The organism is Leeia speluncae (assembly GCF_020564625.1).
Classification (GTDB): domain Bacteria; phylum Pseudomonadota; class Gammaproteobacteria; order Burkholderiales; family Leeiaceae; genus Leeia; species Leeia speluncae.
In genome coordinates, this window is sequence record NZ_JAJBZT010000007.1 from 52,586 (window position 1) to 74,404 (window position 21,819).

Annotated in this window: 17 protein-coding genes and 3 tRNA genes; 3 read left to right on the forward strand and 17 right to left on the reverse strand. The window is 43.0% G+C overall.

Going from position 1 to position 21,819, the window contains the following annotated elements; translation table 11 throughout:
- Positions 1–54: 54 nt before the first annotated feature.
- The 6 genes from mltG to LIN78_RS13010 all read right to left on the reverse strand — a co-directional run bounded on the left by mltG (position 55) and on the right by LIN78_RS13010 (position 5,926).
- Positions 55–1,041, reverse strand: coding sequence for an endolytic transglycosylase MltG (gene mltG, locus LIN78_RS12985; RefSeq protein WP_227181272.1), 987 nt, complete (start codon positions 1,039–1,041; stop codon positions 55–57).
- Entirely contained in the window at positions 1,038–3,608 is a 2,571-nt protein-coding gene (locus tag LIN78_RS12990) for a [protein-PII] uridylyltransferase (protein WP_227181273.1), read from the reverse strand. The genes mltG and LIN78_RS12990 overlap by 4 nt, the downstream gene beginning before the upstream one ends.
- A gap of 234 nt (positions 3,609–3,842) precedes the next feature.
- A tRNA-Asn gene (locus LIN78_RS12995) sits at positions 3,843–3,918 on the reverse strand.
- Between the two features lie 36 nt (positions 3,919–3,954).
- Positions 3,955–4,030, reverse strand: a tRNA-Asn gene (locus tag LIN78_RS13000).
- A gap of 23 nt (positions 4,031–4,053) precedes the next feature.
- Positions 4,054–4,129: transfer RNA gene (locus LIN78_RS13005), tRNA-Asn, on the reverse strand.
- A gap of 132 nt (positions 4,130–4,261) precedes the next feature.
- The gene (locus LIN78_RS13010; RefSeq protein WP_227181274.1) at positions 4,262–5,926 is read right to left on the reverse strand and encodes an ABC1 kinase family protein; all 1,665 of its coding nucleotides are present in this window, start codon (positions 5,924–5,926) and stop codon (positions 4,262–4,264) included.
- Positions 5,927–6,136: 210 nt separating this feature from the next.
- Here LIN78_RS13010 and LIN78_RS13015 point away from each other — a divergent pair, with 210 nt between their 5' ends.
- Positions 6,137–6,721, forward strand: a complete 585-nt coding sequence (locus LIN78_RS13015) for a C40 family peptidase (RefSeq protein WP_227181275.1) — start codon at positions 6,137–6,139, stop codon at positions 6,719–6,721.
- A 71-nt stretch (positions 6,722–6,792) separates the two neighbouring features.
- On the opposite strand, the gene folE2 is transcribed toward LIN78_RS13015, so the two are convergent.
- From folE2 to LIN78_RS13065, 10 genes are all read right to left on the reverse strand, one after another.
- Positions 6,793–7,590: a GTP cyclohydrolase FolE2 gene (folE2, locus tag LIN78_RS13020; protein ID WP_227181276.1), complete on the reverse strand. Its 798-nt coding sequence runs from the start codon at positions 7,588–7,590 to the stop codon at positions 6,793–6,795.
- A 134-nt stretch (positions 7,591–7,724) separates the two neighbouring features.
- Positions 7,725–9,581, reverse strand: a complete 1,857-nt coding sequence (gene dxs / locus LIN78_RS13025) for a 1-deoxy-D-xylulose-5-phosphate synthase (protein ID WP_227181277.1) — start codon at positions 9,579–9,581, stop codon at positions 7,725–7,727.
- 8 nt (positions 9,582–9,589) lie between these two features.
- Complete coding sequence (locus LIN78_RS13030) at positions 9,590–10,489, reverse strand: polyprenyl synthetase family protein (protein ID WP_227181278.1); 900 nt, start codon at positions 10,487–10,489, stop codon at positions 9,590–9,592.
- Entirely contained in the window at positions 10,482–10,715 is a 234-nt protein-coding gene (locus LIN78_RS13035; RefSeq protein ID WP_227181279.1) for an exodeoxyribonuclease VII small subunit, read from the reverse strand. Before LIN78_RS13035 ends, LIN78_RS13030 begins: the two co-directional genes overlap by 8 nt.
- A 58-nt stretch (positions 10,716–10,773) precedes the next feature.
- Positions 10,774–13,596 (reverse strand): excinuclease ABC subunit UvrA, encoded by a 2,823-nt coding sequence (gene uvrA / locus LIN78_RS13040; protein WP_227181280.1) that lies wholly within the window; start codon positions 13,594–13,596, stop codon positions 10,774–10,776.
- 82 nt (positions 13,597–13,678) lie between these two features.
- Positions 13,679–14,581, reverse strand: a complete 903-nt coding sequence (locus LIN78_RS13045; RefSeq protein ID WP_227181281.1) for a patatin-like phospholipase family protein — start codon at positions 14,579–14,581, stop codon at positions 13,679–13,681.
- Positions 14,582–14,630: 49 nt separating this feature from the next.
- Positions 14,631–15,134: a L,D-transpeptidase gene (locus tag LIN78_RS13050; RefSeq protein ID WP_227181282.1), complete on the reverse strand. Its 504-nt coding sequence runs from the start codon at positions 15,132–15,134 to the stop codon at positions 14,631–14,633.
- A 22-nt stretch (positions 15,135–15,156) separates the two neighbouring features.
- On the reverse strand, positions 15,157–16,287 hold the full coding sequence (locus LIN78_RS13055; protein WP_227181283.1) for a M48 family metallopeptidase: 1,131 nt from the start codon (positions 16,285–16,287) through the stop codon (positions 15,157–15,159).
- 110 nt (positions 16,288–16,397) lie between these two features.
- Entirely contained in the window at positions 16,398–17,201 is an 804-nt protein-coding gene (locus LIN78_RS13060; protein ID WP_227181284.1) for a TIGR00266 family protein, read from the reverse strand.
- Between the two features lie 145 nt (positions 17,202–17,346).
- A complete protein-coding gene (locus tag LIN78_RS13065) occupies positions 17,347–18,051 on the reverse strand; it encodes a 4'-phosphopantetheinyl transferase family protein (RefSeq protein ID WP_227181285.1) in 705 nt (234 codons plus the stop codon).
- Positions 18,052–18,149: 98 nt separating this feature from the next.
- Here LIN78_RS13065 and yoaA point away from each other — a divergent pair, with 98 nt between their 5' ends.
- Both yoaA and LIN78_RS13075 read left to right on the forward strand, forming a co-directional pair.
- Entirely contained in the window at positions 18,150–20,090 is a 1,941-nt protein-coding gene (yoaA, locus tag LIN78_RS13070; protein WP_227181286.1) for a DNA repair helicase YoaA, read from the forward strand.
- Positions 20,091–20,205: 115 nt separating this feature from the next.
- Positions 20,206–20,409, forward strand: coding sequence for a hypothetical protein (locus LIN78_RS13075; RefSeq protein ID WP_227181287.1), 204 nt, complete (start codon positions 20,206–20,208; stop codon positions 20,407–20,409).
- Between the two features lie 52 nt (positions 20,410–20,461).
- Here LIN78_RS13075 and LIN78_RS13080 read toward each other — a convergent pair whose 3' ends face one another.
- Positions 20,462–21,667: a cation:proton antiporter gene (locus tag LIN78_RS13080; RefSeq protein ID WP_227181288.1), complete on the reverse strand. Its 1,206-nt coding sequence runs from the start codon at positions 21,665–21,667 to the stop codon at positions 20,462–20,464.
- Positions 21,668–21,819 lie beyond the last annotated feature (152 nt).

Here is a 21,819-nt window from a genome sequence, read left to right on the forward strand (position 1 = left end):
AAACCGCTTCTTTAAAAGCGGTTTTTTTATTTTTAACATCCGTGATATGGCTTGCTACTTTTGGTACTTCGCCACCGCCTTATTGTGTGCAGCTAATGTGTCGCTAAAGATAGAGGAACCATCTCCCTTCGCTACAAAATACAGTGCTTTACTTTGTGCGGGGTGCAGTGCTGCATGAATAGATGCTTCTCCTGGTAAAGAAATTGGCGTAGGAGGTAATCCAGCTCTTGTGTACGAATTGTAAGGCGTATCTGTTTGAAGATGCTTTCTTGTTAAATTACCATTGAAACTGTCACCTAAGCCATAAATTACCGTCGGGTCTGTTTGAAGACGCATGCCAATTTTCATTCGATTATTAAACACCGCAGATATGTGTGCTCTATCTTTTGTTGCACCGGTTTCTTTTTCAATGATAGACGCAAGAATCAGTGCTTCGTAAGAAGTTTTTACCTGAACGCTTGGGTCGCGCTCATTCCATTCTTTTTGAAGTACCGTATCCATTTTTTTGTATGCTTGCTTAAATAGCGCTTCGCTACTACTACCTTTCGATATTTGATAGGTATCAGGAAAAATCATCCCTTCTAGTTTTTGATCTGCAGGTAAAGCTAGCGCTTCACGAAGTGAATCTTCACTATCGATATTTTGCTTAATGTCTTGGTTTTTTAGAACGGTCGTGATGGCTTGCTTTAGTGTCCAGCCTTCAATAATGCGAACCGCGGTAATACTAGTTTCCCCTTTTGCTAGCTTATCTAAGAGTTGAAGCGGGGTCAGTGGTTCATCAATTTGATAAACCCCTGCTTTTAATTTGCCCGCATCACCAGAGAATTTCGCTAACACAAGAAAGCGCCATTTATCCGGAATGATGCCTTCTTGGTAGAGTTGCTCGTTAATTGTTCGGATGCTACTTCCTTGTGTAATGGTAATTTGCTTAGGGTAGGAGGCTATCTCTAAGGGGGATTGAACAAATAAAAATAAATAGCCAGCTAACGCCGCTATAGCAAAAAAAATGATTAAAATTAAACGTGAAAACCAACGTTTCATCCGCGTAAAATCTCCAGTAGATCACCTTCAAGGGTAATCATTGTTTTCGGGTCGCTAAGGGCTGGGCCTGCGATAAGGAACGTATCTTCAACTCGTTCGCCAAGGGTAGCAATTCTCGCAGAAAACACACTAATTTTGTAGCTCACTAATAGGGCCGCAACCCGAGAAAGCAGTCCTGGTCTATCGCCGGCAATAATACTCATTACATAGTAATTGCCTCTGTCATCTGGCCGAATATGCACTTGTGGAGAAATAGGGAAGTGCCTCAAGGCACGACTCAATCTTCCTGCCGAAGGTGGCTTAACAGGTGTTTCTTCTGTTAGCGTCTTGGTGAGGTCGTACTCCAAAAGACTAATCAAATCTCTGTAATGTTCTGCCGTGTCTGCTGGGGGCAATACTCTAAATGTATCTAATGCATAACCATGTTTGGTGGTGAAAATTTTGGCATTAACAATATTAAAGCGACTCTTTTCAAACTGAGCACAAATACGCGCAAACAAGTCTTGCTGATCCGGCATGTAAATTAATACCTGCAGGCCTTCGCCACTATTATCCAATCGAACTTTGACAACTGGTGTTGGTGTTTCTGTTCTAAAAAATAGCATACGTGCATGCCAAGCAATTTCTTGCTCATCATGTCGCAAGAAATAAACTGTATTGAGTTGCGACCACAGTTGCTTTGGTTTTTCATCATCAATTGCATAGAGGCGAATAAGCTTTAAGGCCTCTTCTTGGCGTTCTTCTACATAGTTAGTTGCAGTTTCTGTGCTGCCTAATCGGCGTCGAGTAGACTGGTAAAGGTCTTCCAGTAACTTGCCTTTCCAGCCATTCCAAACTTTTGGACTAGTTCCCCTAATATCTGCCACGGTCAGTAGATAGAGTGCGGTTAAACAGCGTTCTGTCCCCACTAACTTGGCAAAGCTATCAATCACTTCAGGATCGGTTGTATCTTGTTTCTGAGCGATTTGAGACATTGTTAAATGGTTTTCCACTAACCAAGAAACTAGCTCACAGCCTTCTTCATCAAATCCATGTTGCTTTGCAAATCGATATGCATCCACCTTGCCTAGCTGGGAGTGGTCTCCACCACGCCCTTTGGCGATGTCATGAAATAAGCCCGCTAGATACAATAGTTCTGGTTGTTCGAAGTCCAGCATTAGGCGACTGCAAAAAGGGTATTCATGATTGAAGTCTGCAATCGCAAAACGGCGTAGGTTTCGTACCACCATCAAAATATGTTCATCTACCGTATATACATGAAATAAATCATGCTGCATTTGTCCGACTATTCTTCCAAATGCAGGGATGTATTTACCTAGCAAACCTAGTTGGTTCATCTGTCTAAATACGGTTGTTTGTCCCCTCGGTGCTGACAGAATTTTAATGAATAACTGCTTGTTGTATTCGTTGTTTCGGAAACTATTGTTAATTTTGCTGCGGGCATGCCAGAGCGCGCGAAGTAACTCACTAGACCAACCTTCTAATTGAGGATTGGTTTGGAATAAATAAAAGGCTTCTAAAATAGCATTTGGCGTATGGTCGAATAGGGCGGGGTCTCTTAGAGTGAGATGCCCTTCAGACATTGCAAAACGTTCATTGATCGCAATGCTTTCTACGCTATTAGGTGTGAATATTTCGCTTTTTAAGCGTTGTACTAGCATTTGGTTTAGCTGACGTATCGTACGAGCGGCACGGTAGTAGGCTTGCATTAACTGCTCAGAGGCTCTTTTTCTAGGGTGATCTTCTAATGAAAAGCGTTTTGCGAGTGTGCCTTGAAGATCATAAATTAACCGGTCTTCACGTCTATTCGCCGTTTCGTGCAGCGCAATCCGAATGGCCTGTAATACTCTCTCGGCTCGTTTCAATAAACGGACTTCTAGAGAAGAAATAAACCCTCTTTTACTTAGGTCATCCCAGTCATTTCCAAACCCGCAGGCGTGGGCAACCCATGTCAATACATGTAAATCCCTTAACCCGCCGGGGCTTTCTTTGATATTGGGTTCGAGGTTATTCGATACGCCAAAATATTTGGCATGTCGTTGTTGTTGCTCAAGTAGCTTCGCTTCAAAAAATAGCTTAGGATCAAATACTGCTTTTTGTTGATCAAGGAAGGTGTGAAATGTTTGCTCATCTCCAACAAGTAAGCGCGCTTCAGACATGCTAGTTTGAACCGTAATATCGGTTTCGCTTTCTTGAATGCATTCTTTTAAAGTTCGGACGCTGTGTCCAACCTCTAGCCCAATATCCCAAAGTAAATGAATAAAAGCTTCAACTTTTTGGTTGTCTTCTTCTGATGCATCCTCTGCAACCAAAATTAGCAGGTCAATGTCTGAAAACGGATAAAGTTGGCCGCGTCCATAGCCACCCACAGCTATTAGCAAAGATGCCTCAGGCATGGATTGCCTTGCCCATAGCGTCTGTAGCAGTTGGTCTACTAATTTGCTTTGTGCTGCTAGTCTTGTGTTTGGTCTACTGGTGAAATCATAGGTCTCGCTAATTTTTTGTTTTTCTTGGCGAATCCAGTCCCTTAATGGGGTGATTTCTGTTGGGAGGTTGCTCACATTCATGTTGTAACCTTTTTTTATGGCTAATTCAGTGTAGGTACGAGCTAATGTGGTGTTTGCTTGCCCTGCAAGGCAATTGCAATCCATAGTTTCCAAGAAATTGAGCGAAAGGGAAAGTACAAAATGGAGTTGTACAAACGAAAACAGAACTACATTTCTGTAGTGTTGTTTCTAAAGAAAAGATCAGTACAGTTAAAATAAAAAAGCCAGCATAAAGCTGGCTTTTTTATTTTAACTTGGCTCCCCGACCTGGGCTCGAACCAGGGACCTGCGGATTAACAGTCCGTCGCTCTACCGACTGAGCTATCAGGGAATTGGACAGGCACACTGTCATGAATGGCGATTTGTTTGGCTCCCCGACCTGGGCTCGAACCAGGGACCTGCGGATTAACAGTCCGTCGCTCTACCGACTGAGCTATCAGGGATCTACACAAATCTAATTTTTTCTTGGCTCCCCGACCTGGGCTCGAACCAGGGACCTGCGGATTAACAGTCCGTCGCTCTACCGACTGAGCTATCAGGGAACAAGAGAAACGAGATAATATAGATGTTGAAAAAGAAGATCAAGCCCTAAAGGCTAAAAAATGCAAAAAAACTAATCATCTGCTTAATATTCTCGCAGTTTAGATGTGAATTGCGCAAAACTTATACAATCGTTAATGTTTGCCTGATCGCCAGATTGAAAAAACAATCCACATACTATTTAGCATTGCGATGATAAATGCAAAGAATCCTAGCGTTTTTGGCCCACCAGGGACAGTCATCGCAATTGAGGACCCAATAATTAATGCGGCAGTAACGATACCTAAGGTTAAACGGTTTGCACTTTTATCTAACTGATGCCCAAAGTGATCAAGACGTTTCAAATCAAGATCAATTTTGACATTACCGCGCCGTATTTCTTTGACTAATTTAGCAATGTCTTTAGGTAGTCCAGATAATAAGCCGGCAACCTCTTTTAAACCGTGTTTTCCTTTTTGCCAAAGTGCTTCTGGCTTGTATCTAGCTATAATCACTTGCTTAACAAAAGGGGTGAGATGCTCAACCATCCTGAAGTTAGGGTCTAACTGCCTTCCAAGACCTTCTAAGGTGATTAATGCCTTGAATAATAGGGTCATGTCAGCGGGGAGGGCGATGCCGTGATCACGCATGATCGTGACAATATCGCCTAGTAATGTGGAGATTCGAATGTCTTTTAAGGCAACATGTTCATAATTAAATATAAATTCACTGATATCACCAGCAAGCAACTCATCATCAACGCCGCCACCATCTACCCATTCTTGCAGTACATCTGCAATCGAATATGCGTCTCTACTAGCCAAAGCTGCTAGTAGATCGACAATTTGATCCCGTCTTTGTTTTGATAGCCAACCCACCATCCCAAAATCAATAAAAGCTATTTGATTGTCTGGTAAGTAAAAGACATTGCCCGGATGTGGGTCCGCATGAAAGTAACCATCTATTAAAATCATTTTTAATACGGCATCTGCACCCCGAGAGGCGAGAATTTTTCGATCTAAGCCGTTGACTTCAATTTCTTGTAAGTGATTACCAGGAATACCAATAATTAAGTCTTGGACATTCACGCTTTCACTGGTTAACTCCCAATGAACTCGTGGTACTTTGACCGTTTCATCTATTGCGAAATTTTTCGCAAAGCGTTCCATGTTTCTTGCTTCCGCAGCAAGATCTAGCTCTCTTTTTAAGGACTTAGCAAATTGCTCCACAATTTGCTGTGGACGGTAGCGGCGAACTTCAGGAAATTCTAATTCTATTAATTGCGCCATATACCCCAAAATGCGCAAATCTGCGTCTATCTTGGGTCTAATGTTTGGACGTCTGATTTTGACGACGACATCTGTGCCATTTTGTAACTTTGCTAAATGAACCTGTGCTATTGAACCTGAGCCAATTGGTGTTGGATCAAAAAAAGAAAAAACATGCTCAGGGCTTGCGCCTAAAGCTTTGGTTAATTCTTCTTGTAAATGCTCATATGGTACTGAAGGGACATGGCTTTGGAGTTTTTCAAACTCAAGGATCCAGTCTTCTGAAAATAAGTCTGCTCTCGTTGCTAACACTTGCCCAAGTTTAACGAAGGTTGGTCCTAATTCTTCTAGTGCTTTGCGTAATCTAACCGGAGCTTCTAAGTGTGGTGTATCTGATTTCGTGGGGATGTGTAAAAACTGTCCTGCGCGCTCTAATGCAGAGGTAACGCCTAGCTTACGTAGAAAATCGCCCATTCCATAACGAATTAAAATAGTGCTGACTTCTCGTAATCTGGGAAGATCGCGCATCGCGCTCAATGTTTCTCTTAGCATGCAATATCCGTGTAATTAGCATTGTGTTGGACTGTTTCTAGTATGGCACAACTAGGAAACTTTTATCCCTTTTGATGTACAAATGAGATTCGTATTTATTTAGAATAATTTGACTAGCATTCGTTCAATACGATTGCATAAATGTAAAAACTTTGATCTATCTAAACCTTTATGCTTTACAACATTCTTTTACTCAATTAAAGTGCATGAATGAAAAAAATCTACCTAATGCTAAGTGCTTGTTTACTATTAAATTTCGGCGCAGCGACGGCAGATGAAGATCCTCTGACTCAGTTGATTTTCAATAATGTCTTGTCACCAGCTTCTAACCTATCTTCAAACGATAATGGTCGGGCTGATGTAGCTGACGGAAAACCAGCAAAAGTTACCGGTGATAGAGTTAACTCTGATGATTTGTTAATGAGTGCGCTATCGCTAATCGGTATTCAATATAAATTTGGTGGCAATACGCCTGAAACTGGCTTTGATTGCAGCGGATTTGTTCGCTATGTATTTAGTCAGTCAGTTGGTATTGCGTTGCCAAGAAGTGCTGCTGAAATTAGTAACATTGGCAAAAATGTGAACCGTGATGAATTGCAACCAGGTGATCTAGTATTCTTCAATACAATGAAGCGTGCGTTTTCACATGTTGGTATTTACATGGGTAATGGCAAATTTATTCACTCGCCTCGGACCGGTTCTGCAGTTCAGGTGGTGGATATGGGTCAGTCTTATTGGCGTGCCCGATTTGATGGTGCTAGACGAATTAGTAAGTCACCAACCGTCAAACAATAATCTACACGTTAGTGCTAGATAAAAAATAAGCCCGCAATAGCGGGCTTATTTTTTATCTAAAGCAATAATGATTAAGCGAGTTTGTCATGCTCAATCAATGCATAAGCTGAGTGATTGTGAATCGATTCGAAGTTTTCAGATTCAACGACATAAGCATCGATGCGAGTTTCAGCGTTTAATTGGGCTGCAACGTCTCTTACCATGTCTTCAACAAATTTTGGATTATCGTAAGCACGCTCGGTAACGAATTTTTCATCTGGGCGTTTTAATAAACCATATAGCTGACAAGACGCTTGGTTTTCTACGATATCAATAATATCTTCAATCCAAACAGTCGTATTGGTTGTTGCACTCACCGTTACATGTGAGCGTTGATTGTGTGCGCCATAGTCAGAAATCTTTTTCGAGCATGGGCAAAGGCTAGTTACTGGAACAAGTACTTTGATGGTGAAACGATATTCGCCATTTTTTACTTCACCACGGAATGTAACATCGTAGTCGAGCAAGCTTTCCACACCAGATACAGGTGCTTTTTTGTTTACAAAGTACGGAAAAGACATTTCCACATAGCCAGACTCTGCTTCTAGTCTAACAACCATTTCGCGTAGCATTGGCTCAAAGTTTTCAACAGTAATTTCACGTTCTCTGCTATTTAAAATCTCAACAAAGCGTGACATGTGTGTACCTTTAAAATGCTGCGGTAGATGCACATACATGTTGAAGGTTGCAATACTGTGCTGAATACCACCGGTACGGTCAGCTAGTTTTACTGGATGGCGAATAGACTTAATACCGACTTTATTAATCGCAATATTGCGTGTATCAATGCTATTTTGAACGTCTTCAATTGGCTTCTTGCTGTCGCTCATGACAATCCTTGTGCTGGTCATTCTGGGTAAGCTCGCGAAGAATACCCGAGTAAATTAATTGGTTATTACGTATTCTACATGAATGTGTTGTTGAAACAATCGAAAATTTCGAACAACTTAGTAGAAAAAAACTATCAATCTTTTTGTGTCGCCAATCGTTTTTGAATGCTGGTTAAAATACCTTGGGCATCTAAGCCACATTCGGCGAGGAGTTTGGCATGGTCTCCATGTTCTACATATTGATCTGGCAAACCAAGCATTAATACGTCTTTACAGTGTCCATTTGCGACAAGCGCTTCTAAGACTGCAGAACCAGCTCCGCCGGCAACGACGTTTTCTTCAATAGTGACAATATGCGTGTGAGTCAGCGCAATTTGATTAACCATGTCGATATCTAATGGTTTAATAAAGCGCATGTTAACTAATGTCGCATTTAACGTTTCTGCGGCCTCTTTTGCAGGGGTAACCATACTGCCAAAAGCTAGAATTGCTACTTTTTCACCAGTTCTTAACTGCTCTGCTTTACCCCATTCCATTGGTTCTAGTGTTTTTGCTGCTTCAACACCAGGACCAGTTCCTCTTGGATAACGAACAGCGGTTGTTCCCTTGTGCAAATAGGCGGTGGTTAACATTTGCCGACATTCTGCCTCATTGCTTGGAGCAAGAATGCTAATGCCGGGAATACAGCGCATAAAAGAAAGGTCAAATGCACCTGCGTGTGTAGGCCCATCTGCACCAACTAAGCCAGCTCTATCAATCGCTAAGGTAACGTCTAAATCTTGTAGTGCAATATCATGGATCAATTGATCATATGCACGTTGTAAGAAGGTAGAGTAGATTGCAACAACTGGTTTTCTTCCTTCGCAAGCTAGGCCCGCGGCAAAAGTTAGCGCATGTTGTTCGGCAATACCAACATCGAAATAACGATCTGGATAAGCTTGTTCGAACGCAACCAAGCCAGAACCTTCCCGCATCGCAGGGGTGATACCGACAAGTTTTTCATCCTGAGCGGCCATATCGCATAACCAGTCACTAAAGACCTGCGTGTAGGTTTGTTTTCCACCCGATTTTCCGCTCGATAAACCATTTGCAGGGTCAAATTTACTTACACCATGGTAAGCAACCGGATCTTTTTCTGCTAGTTTATAGCCCTGTCCTTTTTTCGTAACTATGTGTAGGAACTGTGGGCCTTTTAGCGAGCGAATATTCTGCAGGGTAGGGATGAGCGCATCTAGATCATGGCCATCAATAGGACCAATATAATTAAATCCAAACGCTTCAAACAATGTAGATGGCGTAAAAAATCCCTTTACGTGTTCTTCGCTTTTTCTTGCAAATTCTTTCAGTGGAGGGGCAACGTCTAGTACTTTACCGGTCGTATTCTTAAAGGCAGCATAGAATTTACCGCTCATTAGTTTTGCTAGGTAGGTATTTAAAGCGCCAACATTCGGAGAAATCGACATATCGTTATCATTTAAGATAACCAATAGGTCTGTATCTTTACAGCCTGCATTGTTCAGTGCTTCAAATGCCATACCTGCTGTCATCGCACCATCACCAATAATGGCGATTGCTTTTCTATCTTCACCTGCAAGTTTCGCACCTTCGGCCATCCCTTGGGCTGCGGAAATTGACGTACTAGAGTGGCCAACGCCAAAGGTGTCAAATTCGCTTTCTTCACGTTTTGGAAAGCCGGCAAGTCCATGGCGTTGGCGCATGGTATGCATTTGATCTTTGCGACCAGTCAGAATTTTGTGTGGGTAAGTTTGGTGCCCAACATCCCATACAAGGCGGTCATATGGGGTGTTAAATACATAATGCAGCGCAACGGTTAATTCAACACAGCCTAAATTACTTGCAAAATGCCCGCCCGTTTGGCTAACCGATTCAACAATAAAATCTCTTAGCTCTTGCGCTAATTGTGGCAATTGCTTTTTAGAAAGATTTCTTAAGTCTTCAGGACTGTGAATTTGATCTAGTAATTCATACATGGCATTACTCAATAGGAGCGCAGAACAATATAGTCTGCCAATTCTTTCAACCGTTTTGCTTTTTCACCAAATGGTTCGATTGCCGCTAGCGCATCTAAATGCAAGCGTGCAGCTTTTTCTTTAGCTTCTGCTAAGCCTAGTAAGCTAACGTAAGTGGGTTTGTCTGCTGCAGCATCTTTCCCTGCAGTTTTTCCAAGCGTTGCACTATCGGCTTCAACATCTAAGATGTCGTCAACGACTTGGAAGGCGAGTCCAATTTTTTCTGCATAACTGCTTAGTGCAGATAACGTATTGCTGTCAGGCAAAATGCCATCCTTTTGGCAATACGCACCTAGCAATACCGCGGCACGAATAAGCGCACCAGTTTTCATTTGGTGCATTTGCTGTAGTGACTCAAGCGATAATGCGATGCCAACACTAGCAAGATCAATCGCTTGTCCACCTGCCATGCCTTTCGCGCCAGAAGCAAATGCCAATAATTTTAGTGCTTCAATCGCTTGTGATGGTGCTAAGGGAGCATTTGCTAAAACAATAAATGCTTGTGTTTGCAAGGCATCGCCAGCGAGTAGTGCCGTTGCTTCGTCAAATTGAATATGGCATGTTGGTTTGCCACGACGTAATACGTCATTATCCATTGCGGGCAGATCATCATGTACTAATGAATAGGCATGGATCATCTCAACCGCAGCAGCAACGCATTCTACTGCTTCAGCATTGCTATCAAATAAGGCCGCTGTGGCATGGGCAAGCAGTGGGCGTACGCGTTTGCCACCATCTAAAGTGGCATAGCTCATCGCTTGATTAAGCTTGTATGGTTCTTCATTAACCAAAGGTAAGGTTTTTTCTAAAACCATTTCCATTTGATGTTGAGTTTGTTTTGCCCAGTCTGTAAAGGAAAGACTATTCATCTTCAGCAACACCATTTAATGGTTTGAGTTGGTTATCTGTTAGTACTTGTACTTTTTGCTGTGCTTCTGAAAGCAATTGTTGGCAGTACTTTAGTAATTCACTCCCTCTAGCATAAGTGGCTAGTGATGCTTCAAGTGAAAGTTGTCCGCCTTCCATTTGTGAAACAATGCTTTCTAGTTCAGCCATCGCTTCTTCAAAACTTTGCGAATTTTTTGTTTTTGCCATGTTCAATGTTCTTTGGCTAATGTCGATCGTTAACAGAGCGTTGATGTAATCAAAAAAGTTACATTTTTAAAAGTGATTTCAGATATTTACCTGTATGACTTGCCGGATTGGCAGCGACGGTTTCTGGTGTTCCTTCTGCAATCACTTGACCACCACCCGCACCACCTTCTGGGCCCATATCAATGAGCCAATCTGCTGTTTTGATCACATCCAGATTATGTTCAATAATCACAATGGTATTGCCGTGGGCACGAAGACGATGCACCACTTGAAGTAGTAATTCAATGTCTTGGAAATGAAGGCCGGTTGTTGGCTCATCCAGAATATATAGCGTTCTACCCGTGTCTCGTTTAGATAGTTCTAGCGCAAGTTTAACGCGTTGTGCTTCACCGCCTGAGAGGGTTGTCGCACTTTGGCCAAGCTTAATGTAACCTAAGCCGACGTCAAGAAGGGTTTGCAATTTTCTAGCAACGGATGGCACTGCACTAAAAAACTCGGCTGCTACTTCAACCGTCATATCAAGCACTTCGTAGATATTCTTGGTTTTGTACTTAATGTCGAGTGTTTCACGGTTGTAACGTTGACCATGGCAAACGTCACACTCTACATAGACATCTGGCAAGAAGTGCATTTCTACTTTTAAAACCCCATCGCCTTGGCAAGCTTCACATCGGCCGCCTTTGACGTTGAAGGAGAATCGTCCCGGCCCATAACCGCGTGAGCGCGATTCTGGCACCCCAGCAAATAATTCCCGAATTGGTGTGAATAGACCGGTGTAAGTAGCCGGGTTTGAGCGCGGGGTTCTGCCAATAGGGCTTTGATCGACATTAATCACTTTATCAAAGTAACCTAAGCCTTCAATATCATCATGTGGCGCAGGTTCTTCATTGCTGCCATATAAATGTCTTGCGACAGCATGGTAAAGCGTATCGTTAATTAACGTCGATTTTCCAGAGCCAGAAACACCGGTAATACAGGTGAGCAAGCCTACGGGGATATCCACGCTGACATTTTTAAGGTTGTTTCCTGTTGCCCCTTTTAGGGAAAGCAGTTTTTCTGGGTTAGGAGGTGTTCTTTCTGTTGGCACAGAAATTTGTTTTTGGCCAGAAAGGTATTTGCCGGTAACAGAGTTGTCATCCGCACTAACTTCTTCTGGTGTCCCTGCGACAAGTACATTGCCACCATGAATGCCTGCTCCAGGCCCGATATCAATCACGTAATCTGCTGCGCGAATGGCATCTTCATCATGTTCAACCACAATGACCGAGTTTCCCAGATCACGCAGGCGTTTTAATGTGGCGAGTAGGCGGTCGTTATCTCGTTGATGAAGACCAATTGAGGGTTCATCTAGTACGTACATGACCCCCGTTAAACCAGAGCCAATCTGTGATGCAAGGCGAATACGTTGTGCTTCACCACCAGACAATGTGTCTGCTGAGCGATTCAGACTTAAGTAATCTAAGCCAACGTTATTTAAGAAACCAAGACGCTCTGCGATTTCTTTGACGATTTTTTCAGCAATGGCTTGCTTTTGGCCTTCAAAACCTAAGTCATCAAATAAAGCATAAGCGTCTCTTAAAGGTAAGTTGCTGATTTGATGTAATGTTTTTCCAGCAACTCGAACATTCCTTGCTTCTAGTCTTAACCTTGTTCCTTCACAAGAAGGGCAGGGTTGATTGTTCTGGTGTTTGGCTAACTCTTCTCGAACCGCCATTGAGTCGGTTTCACGATAGCGTCGTTCCAGGTTAGGGATGATCCCCTCAAATGGATGTTCTCGCATAAACATCGTGCCTCTTTCGCTCATATAGCGAAAGGCAATGCTGGTTTTTCCTGAGCCATACAGAATAATGTTTTGAGTGGCTTCTTCTAACTCTTCAAATGGCGAATCCACATCAAATTGGTAATGGCCAGCTAAACTTTCTAACATCTGAAAATAAAACTGATTACGTTTATCCCATCCCTTAATTGCACCAGCCGCTAAGCTCAGGTGAGGGAATGCGACTACTCGTTTAGGATCGAAGAAGGTGATTTGGCCTAAACCATCGCACTTTTGACAGGCACCAGCTGGATTGTTAAATGAGAATAAGCGCGGCTCTAATTCTGGTAGGCTATACGAGCAAACAGGGCAAGCAAACTTTGCTGAAAACCAGTGCTCTTTATCAGAGTCCATTTCAACTGCAATAGCGCGGCCATCTGCATGCCTTAATGCCGTTTCAAAAGACTCAGCTAAACGTTGCTTTTGTTCTGTACTGACTTTCAAGCGGTCTACAACGACTTCGATGGTGTGTTTTTTATTTTTGTCTAGTTTAGGAATGCTGTCTAGATCGTAAACTTCTTGGTCGACACGAACACGGACAAAGCCTTGTGCGCGAAGCTCATCAAATAAATCGACTTGTTCGCCTTTCCTACCGATGACCACCGGCGCTAAGATCATTAGCTTAGTATCTTCTGGTAGGGCTAAAACATGGTCGACCATTTGGGAAACGGTCTGAGAGGTTAGCGGCTGCTGATGATCTGGACAAAACGGATCGCCGACTCTTGCAAACAGTAAGCGCAAGTAATCATGAATTTCGGTGACGGTACCAACGGTAGAACGAGGGTTGTGGCTAGTTGCTTTTTGTTCAATGGAGATGGCAGGGGATAGACCCTCGATCAAATCAACATCGGGTTTTTCCATTAACTGCAAGAATTGTCTCGCGTAGGCGGACAAAGACTCTACGTAGCGCCTCTGTCCTTCTGCATATAGCGTATCAAATGCAAGTGAGGATTTGCCTGAACCAGATAACCCAGTGACCACGACCAATTGGTGCCGTGGAATATCTAAGTTAATGTTTTTCAGATTATGGGTTCTTGCACCACGAATGCGGATGTATTCGGTCATGAATCGCCTGCATTTATCCGTTGAAAATCAACCTGCTAATATACCGGACTTTGCGTGCAAACCCAATGGAAAACTGAAAAACTTAACGCAATGCAGCAATTTTCTTCTTAATTACGGGCATCAATTTCACAGCGGCTTCTTCGCCTTCTAAAATTGCGCGATTTTTACTTTCAAAGTCATCTGGTGCAATATCACCTACTTTGGGTGTAATTAAGATATCCGCTTCTTTTAATTCTTCTTCTCTCAGAGTTTTGCTCATAATTGAGAGAGATTTCAAAAGTACTTCTTTAGTCGATGTTGCTTCTGACGTACCTGGTTTTCCTGAGACATCAATCGCGATGGTGAAGGTAGCGCCCATTTTCTTTGCAAATCGAATAGGTACTTGGCTAATCACACCACCATCTACATAGTCACTTCCTTCGATTGTGACAGGTTGGAAAACTCCCGGGACGCTACTAGAGGCACGTACTGCTAAACCCGTATTGCCACGTTGAAATAATACAGCACGGCTCTGTGTCAGATTGGTGGCGACTGCTCCAAAAGGGAGTTTAAGCTTTTCCAATGGTTGGTTTTTCACTGCCTTATTCACAAAGTCTTGAAGGGCTTGGCCTTTTAAAATGCCACGATTAGGGAGGCTCCAATCACTGATGGTTGCCTCATCTAGTTCGAACGCGAGTTTTTGTAACTCAAAACCGGTATAGCCGGAGGCATACAGCGCTCCAACTACACTGCCTGCACTCGTTCCCACAACTAGATCGGGCTTAATCCCATTAGCCTCTAGCATCTTAATTACGCCGACATGCGCAAACCCTCTGGCCGCTCCACCGCCCAAAACAAGGGCGATTTTTACAGGTGGTTTTTGTTTATCAACCGGTTTGACGACGGGTTTTACTGTGGCAACAGGTTTTGCTGGTGGGGTCTGAGAACTGCAGGCAATTAATCCGATAGGCAGGGAAAGTAACAGCGTTCTTCTAAGAATGTTCATTCGTATTATTTTCGGCAAAAAATGGGGTTGGTTAAATCAAAATGTCGATCTACTTCTGTTGCTTTTCAATCATTTCGACTTTGGTTCCGACTTTAACCATTTCAAAAAGTTTAATTAGATCTTCGTTTTTCATGCGAACACAGCCGTGAGAGCCAGGTATTTTCATATCTACTCGATCGGGCGTGCCATGGATGTAGATGTACCGACGTTGTGTATCAACATTTCCATGTCGGTTAACCCCTGGCTCCTCTCCGCACAACCAAAGTATGCGAGTTAATATCCAATCCCGATTAGGAAACTGAGTATCTAGCGCCTCATCAAAAATCTCACCCGTTGGGCGTCTTGCAACAAATACCGTATTTATAGGTTGCTCTGCGCCTATTTTGGCTCTAATTCGATGAAGTCCTCTTGGCGTTTGGAAGCTACCTTTTTGTTCTCCAACGCCTTTGGCTGCCGTGGAAACGTCAAATTGGCAAATAATGTTGCCATCTTTATCGATGCCAATCATTTGTTGGCTATCGATAAAGATGATGATTTTTTGGATAGGATTCACGATTCTAATGGCTAAGCAAAAATTACTGAGGAAGGCTAGCTTTTACTACTGCCCACTTAATATTGAGTGGTGCCATTGGTTTAGTGGTTGAATGCGTATTGACCATACGTTCTTTTAGTTGAAGGACGCGTGTTTTTGTGTCCGGATGCGTGCTGAGTAAGGTAACGGCCGGTTTTCCACCATCTTTTTCTAGCTTTTCATAGATACTGACCATCCCTTTAGGATTGATTTGTTTGTTAACCAGCAAATCAAAGCCACGCAGGTCTGCTTCTTCTTCTTGGCTTCTGGAAAAACTTAATTGGCTAAGGTCTTTTGCCATTTGAGCGGGTAGGGCTCCGCTATAATCGCCCCAAGCGAATTGCATCAGTGCTTGTAGACCTAAATCTTTTACCATACCTTTAAGGCTGTGCCTTAATTCGACGTGCTGTACTTCATGGGCAAGCACGCCGGCTAGTTCTTCCGCACTATCAGACGCTTTGATTAAGCCTGTGTTAACGACAATGACACCACCAGGAATAGCAAATGCATTGATGGATGGGTCGTTATTGATATAAAACTGATATTGATACGAACTGCCATCCGTTAGTTTATGCCCTATTTCCTCTAATGCACTTTGTGCTGGCGCAGGATTGATTAGCTTTAAACCCGTTTTTTGGGCTTCGAAGATCGCATTTCCTAAAGATGCTTCTTGCGCTGTACTTATCTTTTCAACACCCCATTCAGCGATCTTATCGGCTTTCCACCAAAACAGTCCAAGTAGGGCAATCGGAATCAGAATGATTAATGTAATAATTGTCCAGCCAAGCCTTGAAAAAAGCTTACTTTTTCGTTGGCCGGATTTTAACGCTTCAATCTCTTTTTCAAGCCCAACTGGCGGGCTAGATAATAGCTTTTGCTGGATGTTGGTATCACTTAAGATGACCATCCAATTGGATCCATCTTGCTTCCATTGAAACTGCCATTGGGTCTGGTTAAAGCCGCCACGAGATAGCTTCACCGAAGTTAGCGGAACAGCTTGTCGAACGCCATCTGCCAGACAGATTACTAAAGACCCAGGAACGAGTTCTACTAAAACATCATCACCCTTTGCTTTGTCTGGGCCAAAACATTGACCTGCAAAACTATGTGCGGCAAGACTAGCGGTGCGACGCATCGTAACAACTTCCTTCCTGATCTATTTTAATTTGTCTTTGTAGTATTCAATACTTCGTATCACTTGCAAATGAAAACTTTACAAGCGATACGAGTAGGGTTTGCTATATGTTAGCGGTTGTCACCATCTAATAAATCACCAATTCCGCCTAATAGTGAGCCTTCTTCTCTTCGGCTTCCACCACCTTGTGCATATTTTGATGCTGAGACAATACGATCTGCCATTCTTGAAAGCGGTAACGATTGTAACCAAACGCGACCAGGCCCTCTTAAAGTAGCGAAAAATAAGCCTTCGCCAGAAAATAATGCACTCTTGATTTTACCAACATACTCAATATCAAAGTCGACAGTCGACTCCATCGCGACTAAACAACCTGTATCTAATCTTAGCACTTCTCCTGGCGCCAAGATTTTTTGGCACACGGTACCACCTGCGTGTACAAATGCTAAGCCATCACCATCTAGTTTTTGCATGATGAAACCTTCACCACCAAAAAAACCAGCACCTAATTTTCGCTGAAAAGCGATGCCGAGAGATACCCCTTTAGCGGCGCACAAGAAAGAATCTTTTTGACAAATTAATGTGCCACCTACATCTGGGAGGTGAATTGGGATGATATGGCCTGGATATGGAGCTGCAAATGATACGTGTTTTTTGCCTTGGCCTTGGTTGACGAAGATGGTGGTAAATAAAGATTCGCCGGTTAATAGTCGCTTTCCTGCGCCCATCAATTTACCCAGAAAACCGCGCTGTTGTTCTGATCCATCACCAAAGACAGTATCCATTACAATACCGTCTTCCATATACATCATCGTGCCAGCCTCGCCGACAGCAGCCTCACCCGGATCAAGTTCGACTTCTACATACTGCATGTCATTACCAACGATTTTATAATCGATGATGTCCATTGCCATAATGAAACTCCCTTATGATGGTAGTGTTTGTGCTGTATTGAAAGCTATTCATTAACTTAGAATGGTACCAGTAATATACCGAATACATAAGTATTAACAGCGATCAGTGCATACGCATTACATTTTACTTCGTAAGACAAAAAGGCTAGTTAAGAGTTTCAAGCCAAGCAATTGAAGCGACATAACCATTTTCTACCGCCATATGGTTAACGGAAATTGCTGGCTTTTTTTCAGCCTCTACGGTGGTTAAAAACACGCCTTTATCAGTGGGAATATTGCTGATCTTTTGCATCTGGTTTGAAAGTCCGCTACCTAAACACTTTACGTATGCTTCTTTTGCCGTCCATATCTGATAAAAAGATGATGGAGACTGGTTCTCATGATAAAAATTGTATTCTTTAGCAGAGAAAAAATGCTTTGCGATCCCAAGTAGATTTCTTTTGTCTGAGATAACTTCTATATCTATTCCAACCGATGGATGGCTAGTACTAATCGCGATAAGTCCGATGTTTCCGGTATGTGAAAGATTAAATTGAATGGTTGGGCAATCCTTTATAAAAGGTTTTCCTGATGCGGTTAGCTGAATATCGATTTCGTTTGGATTTTTAGAGGGTAAATAATGCGTTGATAATAAGCATCTCAACGCTGCTCTCATTAAAACGAAATGTTGCTTAGATTGTACGTGCGAAATAGATGCTGCGCGGGCTTGCTCATTTTCGCTAAGAAAATGGATAGTGCCGTCAGTTGGTTCGAGCGCATGACTTAAGTTAATTTGCCAAACCGAACCAACAAACGCTTCCGGACTAGAAAGTTGTTTGATTAGACGAGATAATATGAAATTGTTTTCCATGGGCTGTTATATATATTTTTAGCCTAAGTGTACAAGATAGTGCGTTAGTCTTGTGGTGGAACTAAACTAAGTTGAATGTATTTTAGCGAAAGATTCGTGTGACGCTGGAAAAAGTATTTGCAGAAGATGGACCGCTTGCGACAGCAATGCCTGGTTTTCGTGTACGCCCTCAGCAATTAGAAATGGCTGTTTCGATTGAAAGTGCCATTAAAGAGAATAAATGTCTCGTTGCAGAAGCCGGTACCGGGACGGGTAAAACGATGGCCTACTTAGTGCCTGCGCTGCGCTCTGGTGGTAAGGTGCTGATTTCTACTGGTACTAAAAACCTGCAAGACCAGCTTTATTTTCGAGATCTGCCTGCTGTTAGAAACGCGTTAAAAGCGCCTGTTAAAATTGCCTTATTAAAAGGGCGTAGTAACTACGTTTGCCATCACCATTTGCAGCGCGTTGCTCAGGATGGTCGTTTTGCTTCAAAAGAAGATGCCGCTCAACTTCCAAAAATTATCCGTTTTGCAGAGAAATCTATTACTGGAGACAAAAGCGAACTGGGTTCAGTGCCCGAAACAGCCAACGTTTGGTCTATGGTGACATCCACCCGAGATAATTGTCTTGGACAAGAGTGTGATGATTACGAAAATTGCTTTGTGATTCGAGCACGTCGGGAAGCGATGCAAGCGGATGTGGTGGTGGTGAATCACCATCTTTTCTTTGCCGATGTGGCGCTAAAAGATGAAGGCGTTGCAGAACTTCTTCCTGCCTGTAATACGATAATTTTTGATGAAGCGCACCAGTTACCCGATGTTGCCAGTTTATTTTTTGGTGACACCATCGCTATCAGCCAACTAATTGATTTAGCGAGAGATACTCGGCTTGAAGCCATGCTGCATGTCCGAGATTTCTCTGCTTTGCCAGAGGCGGCGCAAAGCTTTGAAAAACAAGTGAGAGACTGGCGACTAACGTTTAAGCAGGATGTGGCAAGGTTTGCGTATGCGGAAGTAGAAAAGAATACGGCCTTTTTGGAGCTCACCAGTTTAGTTGCTGATTCATTAAAATCATTGCGTGAGATATTAGAAACTCAGCAAGAACGTGCAGAAGAGATAAAGCGTTGTGCAGAACGAGCCGCTGAGTTACACGTTTTATTGGATGCTTGGGCGAATTCTGAAGAGTCTCAGTTAATCCGGTGGTTAGAATTAACCCCAACGGGAATGCAGCTGCACAGTACGCCACTTTCTATTGCACAGCAATTTAGCCGGCAGGTGAAGTCTGGGGTACGTAGCTGGATTTTTGCTTCTGCAACCATCTCTGTGGGGGGCGATTTTTCTCATTACTGCAATGAGATGGGGTTGTATGAAGCAGAGTGTAAGGCTTGGGATAGTCCTTTTGACTATCCTAATCAAGCGCTTTTATACGCACCACAAAATATGCCCGACCCGAATTCGCCTGCTTATACCCGCTCGGTAGTCGATGCAGCATTTCCGTTGATCAAAGCAGGGCAAGGTGGCGCTTTCCTTCTATTTACTAGCCTACGCGCAATGCGTGAAGCTTACGAACTACTTACTATTCGATTAGCCAGTGCCGGTTTGGAATTTCCTGTGTTATTGCAAGGAGAGGCGTCTCGTACCGAGTTATTGGATCGATTCAGACAAACCCCTAATGCAATCTTGGTGGCAAGCCAAAGTTTCTGGGAGGGCGTGGATGTGCCGGGTGATGCCTTACGGTTTGTGCTAATTGATCGATTGCCGTTTGCCTCGCCGGACGATCCTGTTTTAGCGGCAAGAATCGAGCATCTACAAAAGAAAGGGGTTAGCCCATTTGTTAGCTTGCAGTTACCCCACGCTGTGATTACCTTGAAACAAGGTGCTGGGAGGTTGATTCGTACGGAAACAGATAAGGGGGTACTGATGATCTGTGATCCAAGATTAGTAGATAAGCCTTACGGAAAAAGAATTTGGCGAAGTTTGCCGCCAATGAGAAGAACCCGGGAGGTATTAACTGCGAGTGAATTTTTAGCAGAAAATGTGCCGGGTAAAAAAAATTAAAAAAATAATGAAATTTGTGTCAACCGATCATTTCTACTCACCGTTATTCACCTTGTCAGAGATTGAAACTCTGAGGCAAGTGAAATTAAATCTTACAATACAGAAAGAAATGATCATGACTAAATTAGTATCTGCTTTGTTGGCTGCTGCTTTCTTGACTACTGGCGTTGCTTACGCCGCTGACGCTAAAAAAGAAGCTCCAGCTTCTGCTGTTAAAAAAGAAGCTGCTGCTTCTAAAGCAAAAAAAGCTGAAAAGAAAGTAGTTAAAAAAGCTGCTGCTAAAAAAGAAAAGAAAGCTGAAAAAGCTGCTTCTAAGTAATTAGAACACTTTTCTGAAAAAGCCGCTGAAGAAATTCAGCGGCTTTTTTATTTTATGGTGTGGAATGCGTTAATAGTGGATTGATAGTTAGTTTATTTTTCAGAAAACTAAATATAAATGGATTGATGAAGATGGAAATAATCGCAGCAGCCATAATCAAACCATGTGAGCTTTGGCTAATCAGACCAAGTAGTAAGCCGAGGTTCGCTAGAATAAAAGAAAACTCGCCAATCTGACCTAGGCTCGCTGCGAGCAGCCATTTCTCTTGGTTAGATCTTTTGTATAACGCCATAATTGCCCATGCTGCAGCGCCTTTGCCAATCACAACGATGAAAACCACTGCAATCACCGAAAGTGTGTGTTCTTGCAGGATTTTTGGGTCAAACATCATGCCTGCCGCGACAAAAAATAAAACAGAAAAGGCATCTCTTAATGGCATTGCTTCAGAGGCTGCTCTTTGGCTGAATGGTGAACCGGCTAGTACACTGCCAGCTAAGAAAGCACCTAGCGCAAAGGAGACGTCAAATAATGCGCTGGCTGCGTAAGCAACACCTAGTGCAACGCTTAAAACACCTAAACGAAACATCTCTCTACTGCCTGTGTGAACAATTCTTTCAAGCATCCACGGAATAATCCTTTTCCCTACAAGCGTCATCACTGCGATAAACATTGATACCTTCACCAGTGTCATCACTAATACTAACCACAATGGTTGCGTATTGGCATGGGAGTCTGTTTGCGTCGCCAGCAGCGGCAATAAAACTAGCGCAAGAATGGTGGCGATGTCTTCTGTAACTAACCAGCCAATCGCAATCTTTCCCCCTTCTGTTTCCATGTGTCCGACGTCTTCTAACGCTTTTAATAAAACAACCGTACTAGCGACAGATAGAGACATGCCGAGGATTAAGCCTTCCGTAAACGATAGGCCGATAAATTGCGTAAATAGTTGCGTGAGGCCGATTGCAAAAGCAATTTGAAGAATGGCCCCAGGTAATGCAATTTTCTTTACTTGTAAGAGATCTTGAATTGAGAAATGCAGCCCAACGCCAAACATTAAAAGAATAATGCCGATTTCCGCTAGCTCATTGGCGATCCCCGTATTGGCGACAAAACCCGGGGTAAATGGGCCGATTAAAATGCCTGCTAATAAATAGCCGAGCAGAGGAGGGAGTTTGAATCTGAGTGCTACCCCCCCAAGCAGAAAGGCGGCGATAAAGGCACCCGTGAGGGTGGTTAGAAGGGGGGTGTCTGCATGCATGGCAACCTCTCTTAGACTGTGTTTTTTATTGGTATTCATAAACTAGAGAGGATGTTAGTCGATTGGTTCAAATATATTTGGTATTTCATGCGAAATGGCGTTAATTTCCGCTGCATATTTTAAATGTGGCTCATCTGATGAGCGAGTCATTG

Excerpts from the sequence above, each read along its gene's own strand:
- mltG (WP_227181272.1), bottom strand. The coding sequence starts at position 1,041 with ATGAAACGTTGGTTTTCACGTTTAATTTTAATCATTTTTTTTGCTATA.
- LIN78_RS12990 (WP_227181273.1), bottom strand. The coding sequence starts at position 3,608 with ATGAATGTGAGCAACCTCCCAACAGAAATCACCCCATTAAGGGACTGG.
- LIN78_RS13010 (WP_227181274.1), bottom strand. The coding sequence starts at position 5,926 with ATGCTAAGAGAAACATTGAGCGCGATGCGCGATCTTCCCAGATTACGA.
- LIN78_RS13015 (WP_227181275.1), top strand. The coding sequence starts at position 6,137 with ATGAAAAAAATCTACCTAATGCTAAGTGCTTGTTTACTATTAAATTTC.
- folE2 (WP_227181276.1), bottom strand. The coding sequence starts at position 7,590 with ATGAGCGACAGCAAGAAGCCAATTGAAGACGTTCAAAATAGCATTGAT.
- dxs (WP_227181277.1), bottom strand. The coding sequence starts at position 9,581 with ATGTATGAATTACTAGATCAAATTCACAGTCCTGAAGACTTAAGAAAT.
- LIN78_RS13030 (WP_227181278.1), bottom strand. The coding sequence starts at position 10,489 with ATGAATAGTCTTTCCTTTACAGACTGGGCAAAACAAACTCAACATCAA.
- LIN78_RS13035 (WP_227181279.1), bottom strand. The coding sequence starts at position 10,715 with ATGGCAAAAACAAAAAATTCGCAAAGTTTTGAAGAAGCGATGGCTGAA.
- uvrA (WP_227181280.1), bottom strand. The coding sequence starts at position 13,596 with ATGACCGAATACATCCGCATTCGTGGTGCAAGAACCCATAATCTGAAA.
- LIN78_RS13045 (WP_227181281.1), bottom strand. The coding sequence starts at position 14,581 with ATGAACATTCTTAGAAGAACGCTGTTACTTTCCCTGCCTATCGGATTA.
- LIN78_RS13055 (WP_227181283.1), bottom strand. The coding sequence starts at position 16,287 with ATGCGTCGCACCGCTAGTCTTGCCGCACATAGTTTTGCAGGTCAATGT.
- LIN78_RS13060 (WP_227181284.1), bottom strand. The coding sequence starts at position 17,201 with ATGGCAATGGACATCATCGATTATAAAATCGTTGGTAATGACATGCAG.
- LIN78_RS13065 (WP_227181285.1), bottom strand. The coding sequence starts at position 18,051 with ATGGAAAACAATTTCATATTATCTCGTCTAATCAAACAACTTTCTAGT.
- LIN78_RS13075 (WP_227181287.1), top strand. The coding sequence starts at position 20,206 with ATGACTAAATTAGTATCTGCTTTGTTGGCTGCTGCTTTCTTGACTACT.
- LIN78_RS13080 (WP_227181288.1), bottom strand. The coding sequence starts at position 21,667 with ATGCATGCAGACACCCCCCTTCTAACCACCCTCACGGGTGCCTTTATC.